Origin of the sequence: Kitasatospora sp. NPDC088783 (assembly GCF_044750705.1) — a bacterium.
Taxonomy (GTDB): Bacteria; Actinomycetota; Actinomycetes; order Streptomycetales; family Streptomycetaceae; genus Kitasatospora; species Kitasatospora fiedleri.
This window is the reverse complement of sequence record NZ_JBIVKJ010000008.1, coordinates 394,068-407,871: the sequence shown is the minus strand read 5'-3', so window position 1 is coordinate 407,871 and position 13,804 is coordinate 394,068. Positions and strand designations below refer to the sequence as shown.

The following is a 13,804-nucleotide window of genomic DNA, read 5'->3' as shown; positions in this document are numbered from 1 at the left end:
GTGTTCCGGCGCGACGGCATGTGGCTGACCGCCGGCCAGTGGGGCGGCCCCAAGGACAACGAGCCGGTCGAGACCCGCCTGGTGCGCTACCGCACGGTCGGCGACATGTCCTGCACCGGCGCGGTCGACTCCGACGCCGACACCATCGAGGCCGTCATCACCGAGATCGCCGCCTCCCGCCTCACCGAACGAGGGGCCACCCGCGCCGACGACAAGATGTCCGAAGCCGCCATGGAGGACCGCAAGCGCGAGGGGTACTTCTAACCATGACGACACAGACCGCCGCCTCGCTGCTGCGCTTCGCCACCGCCGGGAGCGTGGACGACGGCAAGTCCACGCTGGTGGGCCGCCTCCTGCACGATTCCAAGTCCGTCCTCGCCGACCAGCTGGAGGCCGTCGAGCACGCCTCCCGCCGCCGCGGCCAGGAGGCCCCCGACCTCGCCCTGCTCACCGACGGCCTGCGCGCCGAACGCGAACAGGGCATCACCATCGACGTCGCCTACCGCTACTTCGCCACCGCCCGCCGCCGGTTCATCCTCGCCGACACCCCCGGCCACGTGCAGTACACCCGCAACATGGTCACCGGCGCCTCCACCGCCGAACTCGCCGTCGTCCTCGTCGACGCCCGCAACGGCGTGGTCGAGCAGACCCGCCGCCACGCCGCCGTCGCCGCCCTGCTGCGCGTCCCCCACCTCGTCCTGGCCGTCAACAAGATGGACCTGGTCGACTACGCCGAGCCGGTGTTCGCCGCCATCGCCGAGGAGTTCACCGCGTACGCGGCCTCGCTCGGGGTCAAGGACGTCGTGGCGGTGCCGATCTCGGCGCTGGCCGGGGACAACGTGGTCGAGCCCTCCGCCCACATGGACTGGTACGCCGGCCCCACCCTGCTGGAGCACCTGGAGACCGTCCCGGTCGGCACCGACCCGGGCGCCGAACCCGCCCGCTTCCCCGTCCAGTACGTCATCCGCCCCCAGAGCGAGGAGTTCCACGACTACCGCGGCTACGCGGGCCAACTCGCCTCCGGCGTCCTACGCGTCGGCGACCCGGTGACGGTCCAGCCCTCCGGCCACACCACCACCATCACCGCCATCGACGCGCTCGGCACGTCCACCGAGACCGCCTGGGCCCCCCAGTCCGTGACCGTCCGCCTCGCCGACGACCTCGACATCTCCCGCGGCGACCTGATCGCGGCCGGACCGCTGCCCGTCCCCACCAAGGACGTCGAGGCCACCGTCTGCCACCTGAACGAGCGTCCGCTGCACGTCGGCGCGAAGGTGCTGCTCAAGCACACCACCCGCACCGTCCGCGCCCTCGTCAAGGACATCGGCTACCGCATCGACATCGACACCCTCCACCAGCGCCCCGCCACCGACGGACTGCACGTCAACGACATCGGCCACGTGGTGCTGCGCACCGCCGAACCCCTGGCCCTCGACGACTACACCACCAACCGCCGCACCGGCTCGTTCATCCTGATCGACCCGGCCGACGGCACCACCCTCACCGCCGGCATGGCCGGTTCGACCGCGGAGGAATGGACCCGCCATGCCTGACGTCGATCTGTTCCGGCTGCTGGCCGGACTGGTGCTGCTGCTGATGTCGGCGCACCTGCTGGGCAGGGTGTTCGCCCGCTTCCGCCAACCCCCGGTGATCGGTGAGATCGTCGGGGGTCTGTTGTTCGGGCCCTCGCTGTTCGGCCTGCTGGCCCCGCACGCCCAGGGCTGGCTGTTCCCGCGGACCGGTCCGGCGGCGTCCGGGCTGGCGCTGGTCTACCAACTCGGCACGCTGCTGCTGATGTTCCTGGCCGGGGCGCAGATGCGGGCGGTGTTCTCCCGGCGCGACGGCCGGACGGTGGGCCTGGTGGCCGTGGTCGGGATGGTGGTGCCGTTCGCCTTCGGGCTGGGGCTCGCGCCGTTCCTCGACCTGCGACGGGTGGTCGGCCCGGCGGGGGACCGGGCGGCGCTGACCCTGGTGCTGGCCTGCGCGGTGGCGATCACCAGCATCCCGGTGATCTCCCGGATCATGCTCGACCTGGGCATCCTCGGCACCGACTTCGCCCGGGTGGTGCTCTCGGTGGCGGTCCTGGAGGACATCGCGCTCAACGTGGTGATCTCGGTGGCGCTCGGCATGGTGAACGACGGGCGGCACGACAGCTTCGGGGCGGCGGTGCTGCTCGGGGTCGGCGACGGCCCGGCCGCGCTGGCCTACCACGCGCTGGCGCCGCTGGTGCTGTTCGCGCTGATGGCGGCGGTCGGGGTGGCGGTGCGCCGCCGGACGGCCGCCGCGGGCCGCCGGGCGGGCGGGGTGGCCGTCCAGCTGTCGGCGGTGCTGGCGGCGTCCGCGGGCTGCCTGTTCGCCGGGATCACCCCGATGTACGGCGCCTTCCTGGTCGGCCTGGTGGCCGGCTGGGGCGGGGCGGTGCGGGGCGCGGGGGACGCGGGGGAGGAACCCGCGCGGGCGGTGCACACCTTCGCCGCGAACTTCTTCATCCCGGTGTACTTCGCCGTGGTGGGCTTGAAGCTCGACCTGGTGCACTCCTTCGACCCGCTGCTCACCGTGCTGTTCATCGCCTTCGCCTGCGTGGTGAAGGCGGGCAGCGTGTACGCGGGGGCCCGCTGGTCGGGCTGTCCGCCGGTGCGCTCGGCCAACCTGGCAGTGGCGATGAACGCCCGGGGCGGCCCGGGCATCGTCCTGGCCACGCTGGCGTACGACGCGGACATCATCAATGCGACGCTGTTCACCACCCTGGTGCTGACCGCGGTCGTCACCTCGCTGATGGCCGGCGGCTGGCTCGAACGGGCGGTCTCCCGGGGGCAGTTGGCGACGGACCGGCCGGTGGCCGGGGAGCCGGTCGCGGTCCGGGCGGGTGCGGCATGAGGCCGGCCCCCGTCTGCACCTGCCTGCCGGGCGCGACCCTCTGGCTGGCGGACGCCCGGGAGCACGGCGCCGGGGCGGAGCTCGCCGAGCTGCTGCGCACCGAGCACCACCGCCGGGCCGAGTTCCTCCCGGCGTTCCCGCCGCTGCCGGGGGAGGACCCGGCCGGGGCCGTCCGGCGCACCGGGATGGTGGCCGAGATCCTCGCCCGCAACGGGGTCCTGGCGGTGGTGGCCGGCGCCGGCCCCGAGCCGTCCGGGCTGGCCGAGGTGCGCGAGCGCCACCGGCTGTCCGGCACCGCCTTCCTCGCCCCGGCCCCCGGGCCCGGCCCCGCGCCGACGGCCGACGCCCTGCTCGCCCTGCTCGGCGCGCACCACCTGGTCCGCCGCACCTGACCCCCCGTCCCAGGAGCCAGCACCCGTGTTCGAAGAATTCGCCATCGACTGTTCCAGCCGCTCCGCCGAGGAGATCGAGGCCGCCACCCTCGCCTCGGTCGCCGCGCACCGGCTCGCCTACCTCCGCAACTTCCCGATCGAGGTGGACCGCTACACCGCCCTGCTGTCCCGGCTCGGCGAGCTGTGCCCCAACTACGCGGCCGGCTCGACCAAGGCCGCGTACGCGCTGCACGAGGCGATCAACGTGGTCCGCTGCCGGGCGCCGCAGGCCGAGGGGGTCGAGCGGGTCCAGGAGAAGGCCGGCTCGCTGCCCATGCACTCGGGCCGCTCCTTCGCCCGGCGCCGCCCGCTGTACCTGGCCATGCTGATGGCCGACCCGGGCTGGCAGGGCTTCGAGCCCGGCCGCAACGGGGAGTCCCTGCTGGTGCGCTGGGGCGACGTGCTGGCCGCGCTGCGCGAGCGCCACCCCGAGCACTGGGCCGAGGACCTGCGGCAGCTCACCGGCCTCGCGATGAGCTTCCCCGCCTCGCACCTCGACGAGGCACCCTCCGAGCTGCCCTTCCTCTACCTGCCCGGCACCCCCCGCTACACCCCGGTGGCGGACGACTGCGCGGCCCGGCTGCCGCAGGACCTCGGCCGGCTGCGCAAGGCCGCCGGGGAGATCGAGGGCGGCGAGCGCTGGTTCGAGGCGGTCGAGCGCTTCCACGCCGCCGCCAACGACCCGGTCCTCCAGCAGGTCTACCTGATGCGCGCGGGCGACGTCGTGATCATCGACAACGACCGCCACGGGCACGGCCGGCAGCACGTGGTGGCGGCGCGGACCGCCGCCGACGGCCGGACCGAGGTCAATCCGCGCACCATCTGGAGCGTCAACATCCAGTGATCCGAACCAGGTTCGGTCCACTTCCCGCCAACTCACCATCCTGGAAAGAGACATGAGCACGGTAATCACGAGCTGCACCCGTGGTGCGCAGGAGCTGCCGGAGCGGCTGACGGCCGTCGAGGGCACCGGCCGCGCCGGGGACCTGGTGATCGCCCGGGTGGTCCGGGTCGGCGCCTACCCGCGGGTCGAGAACGTCCACGGCCGGGACGTCCGGATCCGGGTCGGCGACGAGGTCGTCGGCGTGCTGGGCGACCGCCACTCCACCACGTCGATCTACGGCGGCCTGCCCGAGGACGGCCTGGCCGTCAAGGCCGGCACCCCCGCCGACCTGCTGGCGGTGGGCGGGGTGGTCGGCATCGCGGCCTCCTCCCCGTCCTCGCTGGGCACGGCCACCGCGCTGGAGCTGACCGGCCTCGCCGCCGGCCCGGACGGGCGGGTGCTGAGCCTGCGCCGGCAGGCCGCGGCCGAGGCCCCGGCCACCCCGGTGGTGTTCGTCGGCGGCACCGCCGCCGAGGTCGGCAAGACCACCTTCGCCGCGGCGCTGGTGCACCACCTGGCCGCCCGGTACGGGGTGCGGGTGGGCGTCACCAAGCTGGCCGGCACCGGCCGGCTCCGCGACCTGCTGACCCTCGCCGACGCGGGCGCCCACTGCGCCGCCGACTTCGTGGACGCGGGCCTGGCCACCACCTACGGCCACACCGCGGACACCGTGGTCGGCGCGGCCCGGCACCTGGCGGCCCGGCTCACCGGGGAGGGCGCCGAGATCGTCGTCGCCGAACTCGGCGGCGACCTGTGGGGCGCCGGCATCCCGGACATCCTGCGCGACCCCGGCCTGGTCGCCGCGGCCCGGGCGCTGGTCCTGGTGCCCTCCGACACCATGGCCTCGCTCGGCGCGGACACCTGGCTGACCCGCAACGGCATCACCATCCCGCCGGTGCACGGCGTCCCGCACCGCAACGTGATGGCCGCCCGGGAACGGGTCGGCAAGGGCATGGGCGTCCAGCTGGTCGACCCGCACGACGAGGGGGACCTGGACCGCCTGGTCACCGGCCTGCTGCTGTCCGCGCTGCCCGCCCGCGCCGTCCCGGCCGGCACCCGGTGAACGCCCCCGACCCGCACCTGGTGCTGCTGCTGGGCGCCGGCGGCATCTCCCCGGACGCCGCGCTGGCCTCCGCCCGGCGGGTGACCTCCGAGATCAGCGTGGTCTGGTACCAGGGCGGCCCGTCCGCCGCCGCGGCGCAGGCGCTGCGCACGGCCTGGAGCGCCGGCTGCACCGGCGAGTGGCTGACCGTCGCCGACCACCTGGCCGTCCCCGACCTGCTGGCGGAGCTGCACGCCCGCCGCCCGGTGCACGGCGTCGCCACCTTCGGCGAGCCGCTGATCGTGGCCCAGGCCGAGGCCCAGCGGCGCCTGGGCCTGCCCGGCAACCCGCCGGAGGCGGTCCGCACCGCGCAGTCCAAGCTGGCGCAGCGCCGCCGGCTGCGGGAGGCCGGCGTCGAGAAGATCCGCTTCCGGGAGGTCACCGGCGAGGCCGACCTCGCGGAAGCCGCCGCCGAGGTGGGCTTCCCCGCGGTGCTCAAACCGGTGCACGGCGCGGCCAGCTTCCTGGTCGCCAAGGTCCACGACGAGGCCGAGCTGCGGGAGCGGCTGCGCGCCGCCCTGGACGCCTACCGCACCTCCCCGCTGTTCGACCCGGAGCCGCGGTTCGTCCTGGAGCAGCTGCTGGTCGGCGACGACTGGTACGGGCGGCCCGGGTTCGGCGACTACGTCAGCGTCGAGTCGCTGGTCGAGGACGGCCGGGTCCGGCACGTCGCGATCACCGACAAGCTCCCGCTCGACGCGTTCGTGGAGACCGGCCACCTGATGCCCACCTCGCTGCCCGAGGAGCGCCGCCGCCAGGTGCTGGAGCACGCCGGGCGGGTCATCGCGGCGATGGGCATCCGCTGGGGCGCCACCCACCTGGAGCTCAAGCTCACCCCGGACGGGCCCGCCTGCATCGAGCTGAACGCCCGGCTCGGCGGCCCGATCGGCCACCTGCTGCGGGCCTGCGCTGACACCGACATCGCGGCCGACGTCGTCCGGCTGGCGCTCGGCCGCCCGGCCGAGGGCGACTACCGGGCCGTCCGCCACGCGCTGTACCGCTCGGTGCCGCCGCCCGCCGAGGCGGTCACCCTGGTCCGGCAGACCCCGCGCGAGGAGCTGCTGGCGGCCTTCCCGGAGCTGGTGTTCTGCAAGACCCGCTTCGCCCCCGGCGCCGAACTGCACCCGGACCGCCCGTACGGCGTCCTGACGTTCCTGCTGGCCGGCGAGGACCCGGCGCACTGCGCCGAGCTCGCCGAACGGGTGCTGGCCGCCCACCGGACCGAGTACGCCCCGCTCGGCTGAGCCGGGCCGCCCCCACCCCCGAACCGACCGACGGAAGGTCAACATGCACACGTCCAGCGTGGGCGGCACCACCGCCCGCGACCTGCTGCACAGCCTGGTCGACCACGGCTACACCCTGGCCACCGGCGTCCCCTGCAGCCTGCTGAACGGCGCGTTCCGGCTGCTGGAGGAGCCCGGCGACGACCCGCGGCTGGCCGCCCTGCGCTACCTGCCCGCCCCCCGCGAGGACAGCGCCGTCGGCGTCGCCTCGGGCGCGGTGGTCGCCGGCGAGCAGGCCGTGGTCCTGATGCAGAACTCCGGGCTCGGCTACTGCCTGAACGTGCTCACCTCGTTCAACCTGATCTACGACGTGCCGGTGCTGCTGGTGGTCAGCTGGCGCGGCCACGACGGCAACGACGCGGTCGAGCACGACGTGATCGGCGCCGAACTCCTCGCGCTGCTCGACCTGTTCAAGCTCCCCCACACCCTCCTCGACCCGGCCGACCCGGCCGGGTCGGTGGCCCGGGTGATCGACCAGATGAAGCGGGAGCAGCGCTGCGGCGTGCTCGTCGTCCGGGAAGGGATCTGATGACCGACCACCTGCTCACCCCCGGGCCCGCGCTGAGCCTCACCGAGGTGATCGGCGAGCTGCTCGACCGCCACCCGGACGCCGTCGTGGTCTCCACCTGCGGGTTCACCAGCCGGGAGCTGTTCAACGCGGCCGACCGGCCGGAGAACTTCTACCTGGTCGGCTCGATGGGCATGGCCGCCCCGGTCGCCCTCGGCATCGCCCTGGCCCGCCCCGGCCGCACCGTCATCGCCCTGGACGGCGACGGCTCGCTGCTGATGAACCTCGGCGTGCTCCCGCTGGTCGCCGCGTCCGGCACCGAGCTGCTGCACGTGGTGGTCGACAACGGCATGCACGAGAGCACCGGCGGCCAACTGACCGTCCGGCGCACCGACTTCGGCGCGCTGGCGCTGGCGGCCGGCTACCGGGCCACCGTCCGGGTCGCCACCGCCGCCGAACTGCGCGCGGCCCGGCTCCCGGCCGGCCCGGTCCTGCTGCACGCCCTGACCGGCCCCCGCGCCGGCGGCCCCGGGCGCCGGGTGACGCACACCCCGCAGGAGATCGTCGCGCGGGTCCACCGCGCCCTCAACCGTCCGGACGCGCTGCAGCCCGCGTCCTGACCCCGCCCCACCGTTCCCCCACTTCGTCCCGCCCCCTGAAGGAGCCCCCCCATGTCCAAGAGCCGTACCCTGCGCGACGGCCTGAACGGTTCCGAGGTCATCCGCCTGGTGGGTGCGCACAGCGCACTGAGCGCCAAGCTCGGCCAGGACGCCGGATTCGAGGCGATCTGGGCCAGCGGCCTGGAGATCTCCGCCAGCCGCGCCCTGCCGGACGCCAACGTGCTGTCCATGTCCGAGTGCCTGGAGGCCGCCGCCCAGATCGCCGACGCGGTGGACGTCCCGGTGCTGGCCGACTGCGACTCCGGCTTCGGCGGCGTCGGCAACGTCGCCCACATGGTCCGCTCGTACCAGGCCCGCGGCCTGGCCGGCGTCTGCATCGAGGACAAGCAGTTCCCCAAGCTGAACAGCTTCGTCGAGGGCCACCAGGACCTCGCCCCGATCGGCGACTTCGCCGCGAAGATCACCGCCGCCAAGGAGGCCCGCACCGGCGAGGACTTCGTGGTGGTCGCCCGGATCGAGGCGTTCATCGCGGGCGCCGGCCTGGACGAGGCGCTGCGCCGCGCCACGGTGTACGAGGCGGCCGGCGCGGACGCGCTGCTGATCCACTCCAAGCTCTCCACCCCCGAGGAGGTCTTCGCCTTCCGCGCGGCCTACACCGGCGCGCTCCCGGTCATCGTCGTCCCGACCACCTACCCGCAGGTCACCGCGGCCGAGCTGACCGAGCGCCGGTTCGGCGGCGTGATCTACGCCAACCAGGGGCTGCGCGCGGCGATCAGCGCCATGCGCGACGTGCTCGGCCAGATCGGCGCGGCCGGCTCGACCCACGCCGTGGAGGGGTCCATCGCCACCCTCAAGGACGTCTTCGCCCTGCAGAACGTGGACGCGCTGCTCGCCCGCCAGGAGCGGCACGACGCGCTGACCGCCCAGTACGCCGCCCTCGGCTGACCGAGCCGCCCGCCCCGCCTCGCCCCGCCCACGAAGGGATCACGATGGAGCCCCGCCTGACCGCCGGCCCCCGCCTCGCCGAAGCCCGCAACCACGTCGCCGGCCGGTGGTGCGGCGCCGCCTCGGGCCGCAGCCGGGACAACCGCAACCCCGGCGACCTCGCCGAGACCGTCAGCCGCAGCGCCGACTCCGCCGCGGACGACGCGCTCGCGGCGGTCGCCGCCGCCCGGGCGGCGCTCGCGGCCTGGCGCTCGCTCGGACCGGTCCGGCGGGGCGAGGTGGTGCTGCGGGCGGCCCGGCTGGTGGCCGGACGGCGCGCCGAGTTCGCCGCGGCGATCACCCGCGAGCAAGGCAAGCTCCCGCACGAGGCGCTGGGCGAGGTGGACCGCACCGTCGCGCTGCTGGAGTTCACGGCCGGCGAGGGCCGCCGCCTGGGCGGCGCCACCCTGCCCGCGGACGACCCGCGGACCCTGGCGCTGACCAGGCGCGACCCGATCGGGGTGGTCGCCCTGATCACCCCGTGGAACTTCCCGCTGGCCATCCCGGCCTGGAAGGTCGCCCCCGCCCTGCTGTCCGGCTGCACCGCCGTCCTCAAGCCCTCCCCGCTGACGCCGCTCACCGCGACCCTGCTGGTGGACTGCTTCGTCGAGGCCGGGGCCGGGCACGGCGTGCTGAACCTCGTGCACGGCGGGCGCGAGGTCGGCGAGGCCCTGGTCGACCACCCCGACGTGGCCGGCGTCTCCTTCACCGGCTCGGTCGAGGTCGGCCGGGCCATCCACGTCGCGGGCGCACCGCGCTTCCTGCGCACCCAGCTGGAGATGGGCGGCAAGAACGCCGCCCTGGTGCTCGCCGACGCCGACCTCGACCGGGCCGCCGACGCGATCGTGGCCGGCGCCTTCGGCCAGGCCGGGCAGCGCTGCTCCGCGACCAGCCGGGTGGTCGTCGACCGCGGCGTCCACGACGAACTGGTCCGCCGCCTCGCCGCCCGCGCCGAGGCCCTGCGGGTGGGCCCCGGCACGGACCCCGACGCCCGGCTCGGGCCGGTGGTCAGCGCCGAACGCCTGCACGCCTGCCTGGAGGGCGTCCGGCGGGCCACCGCGGACGGCGCCACCGTGGTCACCGGCGGCGGCCGGCTCACCGAGGGACTGCCGGACGGCTACTTCATGGCCCCGACCGTGCTGGACCGGGTCCACCCGGACAGCCACGTCGCCCAGGAGGAGATCTTCGGCCCGGTCCTCTCGGTGATCGCCTGCGACGGCCCCGAGGACGGCCTGCGGATCGTCAACGCGGTCCGCTACGGCATGGCCGCCGCCGTCTTCACCCGCGACACCTCCCTGGCCCTCGACGCCCTCGACCGGATCGACGTCGGCATGCTGCACGTCAACCGCCCGGGCGTCGGCGCCTACCCGCACATGCCGCACATCGGCGCCAAGGAGTCCCAGTACGGCCCGGCCGAGTGCTCGCCGCAGGTCTGGGACTTCTACACCGAGCTGCGCAGCGCCTGCATCTCCTACTGAACCGGCCCGGCGGGCGCCGGGCGGCCCGGCTCCGGCCCGGCCCCCGCGCCCGGCCCCGCGCCCGGTCCCGCGTCCGACCCCGCGTCCGGTCCCGGGGCGGCCACCCGGTGGACGAACGTCGCGGTCAGGAACGCCACCACCGCCGCGACGATCAGCAACGGCATCGAGTCCGTCGCCTGGTCGCCCAGCAGGGCCGCCGCCAGCACCGTGCTGGTCACCGGCAGCCGGGTCACCGCCGAGCTGCCCGCCGCCAGCCCGGCCGCCAGCCCCGCCTCGACGCCCAGGCCCGGCAGGCCGCCCGCCGCCACCCCGAGCGCCGCGCCCAGCAGCACCGCCGGGAAGATCGGGCCGCCGCGCAGCGACCCCAGCGCCACCCCCCAGCCCAGCCCCTTGAACAGCACCAGCGCCAGCAGCGCCCCCACCGGCCAGCCGTGCGGGTCCGCGGCCAGCTGCCCCAGCGTCGCCTGCCCGGACAGCGCCGCCTCCTCCGGCGACCGCCCCGTCACCAGCGCGTACCCGGCGACGCACCCGCCCACCAGCACCGCGCACAGCACCGTGCGGACCGCCGTCCGGTGCGCCGTGAACGCGGCGGAGCGGTGCCCCAGGGTCTGCCCCGCGACCAGCACCACCGCGATCACCACCGCCAGCGGCACCCCCCACAGGAAGTCCCCCGCGTCCGGCAGCCCCGCCCTCGGCACCGACGGCAGGCTCAGCGCGCCGATCGACAGCCCCGTCCAGTGCCCGAACCCGGTGAACACCAGCGCCCCCACCCCCGAGGCCAGCAGGCACGGCAGCAGCAGCATCGTCAGCTGCGCCCCGCCCAGGCCCGCCGCCTCGATCATCATCACCGCCGCGACCAGCGGACTCCCGAAGATCGTCGCGATCGCCGCCGTCGACCCGGCCGCCCCCAGCATCGGCCCGAGCAGCGGACTGGCCGCCCGCTTCGCCGCGCTCACCGTCAGCAGCGCCAGCCCGCTGCCCAGCGCCATCAGCGGCGCCTCCGGGCCGAGCACCGCGCCCAGCGGCAGCGCCGCCAGCGCCGCCAGCACCACCGACGGCACCTCCACCGGCAGCGTCGGCGGTCCGCCCAGCCCCAGCACCGGCGTGTGCCCGCCGCGCCCCGGCATCCGGGTCACGATCGGCGCCAGCAGCAGACCGGCCAGCGCCAGCGCGGGCAGCGGCCACCACCAGGGCGCGCGCGCGTGGTCCAGCTTCCGCGGCAGCGACTCCCACACCCAGTGCTGCAACTCGTGCTCCAGGCCGACGAACCCGAACGCCGCCAGCGAGACCGGCACCCCGACCAGCGCCGACACCAGCAGCAGCCGCCCGTACCCGGGGCTGCGGAGCAGCTCGCGCAGGCCGGGCGGCGGGGCGGCGGGACCGGCGGCCTGTGCTGGCATCTGCACTCCCTGCTCTCGTCCGGCGGGCACGCGTCCTCTGACCGTCCGCCGTCGACCGGCCCCCCGGCCATCGGAGTGGCCCGAACGGGCGAGCACCGCCCCCGCGGCCGTACGGTGGACGGAAGGAACGACCGAGGAGGACGCGATGCCCGGCTCCATGACCATCGGCCACACCGACACCCTCGTGATGCTCGGCCACGACGACGCCGCACGGCTCTCGTCCCTGCTCGCCGGCCTCTCCGCGCTGGTCGCGAGCGGACACCTCTCCACCGAACAGCTCGCCGCCCTCGGCGGCGGCGAGGCCCCCGACCGCGCCGCCCTGGCCACCTGGTCCCGCACCCTCGCGGGCCACCTCCGCGACCACCTCTGAGCCCGGCCCGCCGGGCCCCGGCGCGCCCTACAGTGGCGGGATGGAACTCTCCTGGGTGACCGTCCCGACCCCGCTGCCGAGCGGGCCGATGCGGTTCGCGGTGACCGACCGGGGAGTGGCCGCCGCCAGCTACGTCTGCGACGGCCCGGTGCCGGAGTGCGCCGACGGGCGGAAGGCCGCGACGGTACGGGCCCGGGTCGGCGAGTACTTCGCCGGCGCGCGGCGCGAACTGGAGCTGCCGATCGACTGGCGGCTGGCCTCCGGCCCGCACCTGACCGTGCTGCGCCGCCTGTGGACCGACGTCGGCTGGGGGCGGACCGTCACCTACGGCGAACTCGCCGCCCGCAGCGGGGTGTTCACCGAGCCGACCGAGCCGGGCGTCCCGGCCCGGACGGTCGGGCAGATGATGGGGGCCAACCCGCTGCCGCTGCTGGTGCCCTGCCACCGGGTGGTGGCCGCCGACGGGCTGGGCGGCTTCGGCGGGGCGTGGCACGGGGTGGAGACCAAGCGCTGGCTGCTCACCCTGGAGGGCGTGCTCCCGCCGACCCTGGACTGGTCCGGGCCGGAGCTCTAACCCGCCGCGGGCAGCAGCCGCGCGCCGGCCCCGTTGACGCCGGCCCCGATACCGCTCACGCCGAAGCCACCGCCGATCCGCTCCAGCGCGGGCGCCGCCGCCTGCCGGGGCAGCACCGCCTGGATGGTGGAGACCAGGGTGTAGTCGCCGAGCGTCAGCTCCTCCGCCGCGGGCAGCGACGGCCGGTTGCCCAGCGCGAGTTCGACGGCCGCGGCGGGCAGGTTGAGCCCGCACAGTCGCAGCTGGTGCAGGCCGCCGGACGGGCGGGTGTTGACGTCCAGGACCACCGCGCGGCCGGTGCCCCGCTCGTGCCGGAACTGCACGTTCGACAGGTGGCCGACGCCGAACTCCTCGACCAGGCGGCGGGCCGGGCCCAGGTAGGCCGGGTCGACGGTGAAGCCGCGGCGGCGGCCCTGCTTGGTGCGGCCGACCGCGGCCAGCACCCGGCCGCCCTGCTCGGCCAGGCAGTCGACGGACACCTCGGGGCCGTCCAGGTACGGCATCACCAGCAGCTCGGCCGGGGCCGCGGACCGCTCCAACGCGCCCAGCACCTGGTCGAGCTGGACCCGGGTGTCGACGTACCCGGAGAGCCGCCCGAGGTGGAACGGCTCGCGGGTCAGGACCCGGAAGCCCTCGCCGCCCGCGCCGCTGGCCGGCTTCAGGCAGGCCGTCATCCCGGTCGCCTCGATCTCCTCGACGGCGGCGAGCAGTTCGGCGGCGGTGTCGGCCTGCCGCCACAGCGGGGTGGGCAGCCCGGCCGCGTCCAGCGCCCGGTAGCCGTCGGCCTTGCTGGTGAACAGCGAGATCGCCGGGGCGGGCGGGCAGACCAGCGCGGTGCCCAGCGCCTCGAAGTCGCGGCGGCGCAGCGATATCGCCAACTGGTGCAGCCGCGGCAGGAATACGTCCACGTCGTGCCGGGCGCAGAATTCCAGCGCGAATTCCACGTACCCCTCGGCGCTCAGCCCGTCGGGTTCCAGGGCGCCGAGATCGGCGGCGGCGAGCACCGGGGAGTCGGGGTCGACGTGGGTGGCCAGGACGTGCACCGGTCGCGGCGCGGCCCGCAGCAGGTCGATGAAGAAGACGTTCTCGGCGTAGGTACGGTTCAGCCAGACGCGGACGGGCGCGGTCACGAGGGGTCTCCCTGGAGAAGGGCGTGCCGATGGGAGGTCACCGACCGGTTCGCCTGCGCTGCGGCGGCGGTCACCACGCGGTGAGGGGGCCACCTTAGCGCTGTTCCGGGCGGATTCGAACAGGGGGCCGGTGAGCAGCGCGGACGCCTGGAACGAGGGCCGGC

Annotated in this window: 14 protein-coding genes and 1 pseudogene; 13 read left to right on the top strand and 2 right to left on the bottom strand. The window is 75.5% G+C overall.

Annotated features, from left to right (window positions below):
- The 11 genes and pseudogenes from ACIP60_RS24135 to ACIP60_RS24085 all read left to right on the top strand — a co-directional run.
- Window positions 1-264: pseudogene (locus tag ACIP60_RS24135) on the top strand (sulfate adenylyltransferase small subunit); the annotation flags it as partial.
- A 2-nt stretch (window positions 265-266) separates the two neighbouring features.
- A complete protein-coding gene (locus tag ACIP60_RS24130) occupies window positions 267-1,553 on the top strand; it encodes a sulfate adenylyltransferase subunit 1 (protein ID WP_400687568.1) in 1,287 nt (428 codons plus the stop codon).
- Window positions 1,546-2,877 (top strand): cation:proton antiporter, encoded by a 1,332-nt coding sequence (locus ACIP60_RS24125; RefSeq protein ID WP_400687566.1) that lies wholly within the window; start codon window positions 1,546-1,548, stop codon window positions 2,875-2,877. Before ACIP60_RS24130 ends, ACIP60_RS24125 begins: the two co-directional genes overlap by 8 nt.
- Complete coding sequence (locus tag ACIP60_RS24120) at window positions 2,874-3,269, top strand: hypothetical protein (protein ID WP_400687564.1); 396 nt, start codon at window positions 2,874-2,876, stop codon at window positions 3,267-3,269. Before ACIP60_RS24125 ends, ACIP60_RS24120 begins: the two co-directional genes overlap by 4 nt.
- Window positions 3,270-3,294: 25 nt before the next feature.
- A complete protein-coding gene (locus tag ACIP60_RS24115; RefSeq protein WP_400687563.1) occupies window positions 3,295-4,152 on the top strand; it encodes a TauD/TfdA family dioxygenase in 858 nt (285 codons plus the stop codon).
- A 52-nt stretch (window positions 4,153-4,204) separates the two neighbouring features.
- On the top strand, window positions 4,205-5,254 hold the full coding sequence (locus tag ACIP60_RS24110; RefSeq protein WP_400687561.1) for a hypothetical protein: 1,050 nt from the start codon (window positions 4,205-4,207) through the stop codon (window positions 5,252-5,254).
- Window positions 5,251-6,537: an acetyl-CoA carboxylase biotin carboxylase subunit family protein gene (locus ACIP60_RS24105; protein WP_400687559.1), complete on the top strand. Its 1,287-nt coding sequence runs from the start codon at window positions 5,251-5,253 to the stop codon at window positions 6,535-6,537. Before ACIP60_RS24110 ends, ACIP60_RS24105 begins: the two co-directional genes overlap by 4 nt.
- Window positions 6,538-6,580: 43 nt before the next feature.
- Window positions 6,581-7,105, top strand: a complete 525-nt coding sequence (locus ACIP60_RS24100) for a hypothetical protein (RefSeq protein ID WP_400687557.1) — start codon at window positions 6,581-6,583, stop codon at window positions 7,103-7,105.
- Window positions 7,105-7,704 carry a thiamine pyrophosphate-dependent enzyme gene (locus ACIP60_RS24095; protein ID WP_400687555.1) on the top strand — a complete coding sequence of 200 codons (600 nt, stop codon included), beginning with the start codon at window positions 7,105-7,107 and terminating at the stop codon, window positions 7,702-7,704. The genes ACIP60_RS24100 and ACIP60_RS24095 overlap by 1 nt, the downstream gene beginning before the upstream one ends.
- Before the next feature lie 51 nt (window positions 7,705-7,755).
- The gene (locus ACIP60_RS24090) at window positions 7,756-8,649 is read left to right on the top strand and encodes an isocitrate lyase/phosphoenolpyruvate mutase family protein (protein WP_100837665.1); all 894 of its coding nucleotides are present in this window, start codon (window positions 7,756-7,758) and stop codon (window positions 8,647-8,649) included.
- A gap of 44 nt (window positions 8,650-8,693) precedes the next feature.
- The gene (locus ACIP60_RS24085; protein ID WP_400687553.1) at window positions 8,694-10,166 is read left to right on the top strand and encodes an aldehyde dehydrogenase family protein; all 1,473 of its coding nucleotides are present in this window, start codon (window positions 8,694-8,696) and stop codon (window positions 10,164-10,166) included.
- On the opposite strand, the gene ACIP60_RS24080 is transcribed toward ACIP60_RS24085, so the two are convergent.
- Window positions 10,160-11,572 (bottom strand): chloride channel protein, encoded by a 1,413-nt coding sequence (locus tag ACIP60_RS24080; RefSeq protein ID WP_400687551.1) that lies wholly within the window; start codon window positions 11,570-11,572, stop codon window positions 10,160-10,162. The two genes, ACIP60_RS24085 and ACIP60_RS24080, sit on opposite strands and share 7 nt — an antisense overlap.
- 139 nt (window positions 11,573-11,711) lie before the next feature.
- Here ACIP60_RS24080 and ACIP60_RS24075 point away from each other — a divergent pair, with 139 nt between their 5' ends.
- A complete protein-coding gene (locus tag ACIP60_RS24075; protein WP_400687549.1) occupies window positions 11,712-11,936 on the top strand; it encodes a hypothetical protein in 225 nt (74 codons plus the stop codon).
- A gap of 40 nt (window positions 11,937-11,976) precedes the next feature.
- On the top strand, window positions 11,977-12,510 hold the full coding sequence (locus ACIP60_RS24070) for a methylated-DNA--[protein]-cysteine S-methyltransferase (RefSeq protein WP_400687547.1): 534 nt from the start codon (window positions 11,977-11,979) through the stop codon (window positions 12,508-12,510).
- On the opposite strand, the gene ACIP60_RS24065 is transcribed toward ACIP60_RS24070, so the two are convergent.
- Entirely contained in the window at window positions 12,507-13,640 is a 1,134-nt protein-coding gene (locus ACIP60_RS24065; RefSeq protein WP_400687545.1) for an ATP-grasp domain-containing protein, read from the bottom strand. The genes ACIP60_RS24070 and ACIP60_RS24065 overlap by 4 nt on opposite strands.
- Between the last annotated feature and the right edge of the window lie 164 nt (window positions 13,641-13,804).

Excerpts from the sequence above, each read along its gene's own strand:
- ACIP60_RS24095 (WP_400687555.1), top strand. The coding sequence starts at position 7,105 with ATGACCGACCACCTGCTCACCCCCGGGCCCGCGCTGAGCCTCACCGAG.
- ACIP60_RS24090 (WP_100837665.1), top strand. The coding sequence starts at position 7,756 with ATGTCCAAGAGCCGTACCCTGCGCGACGGCCTGAACGGTTCCGAGGTC.
- ACIP60_RS24125 (WP_400687566.1), top strand. The coding sequence starts at position 1,546 with ATGCCTGACGTCGATCTGTTCCGGCTGCTGGCCGGACTGGTGCTGCTG.
- ACIP60_RS24075 (WP_400687549.1), top strand. The coding sequence starts at position 11,712 with ATGCCCGGCTCCATGACCATCGGCCACACCGACACCCTCGTGATGCTC.
- ACIP60_RS24085 (WP_400687553.1), top strand. The coding sequence starts at position 8,694 with ATGGAGCCCCGCCTGACCGCCGGCCCCCGCCTCGCCGAAGCCCGCAAC.
- ACIP60_RS24100 (WP_400687557.1), top strand. The coding sequence starts at position 6,581 with ATGCACACGTCCAGCGTGGGCGGCACCACCGCCCGCGACCTGCTGCAC.
- ACIP60_RS24130 (WP_400687568.1), top strand. The coding sequence starts at position 267 with ATGACGACACAGACCGCCGCCTCGCTGCTGCGCTTCGCCACCGCCGGG.
- ACIP60_RS24120 (WP_400687564.1), top strand. The coding sequence starts at position 2,874 with ATGAGGCCGGCCCCCGTCTGCACCTGCCTGCCGGGCGCGACCCTCTGG.
- ACIP60_RS24110 (WP_400687561.1), top strand. The coding sequence starts at position 4,205 with ATGAGCACGGTAATCACGAGCTGCACCCGTGGTGCGCAGGAGCTGCCG.
- ACIP60_RS24070 (WP_400687547.1), top strand. The coding sequence starts at position 11,977 with ATGGAACTCTCCTGGGTGACCGTCCCGACCCCGCTGCCGAGCGGGCCG.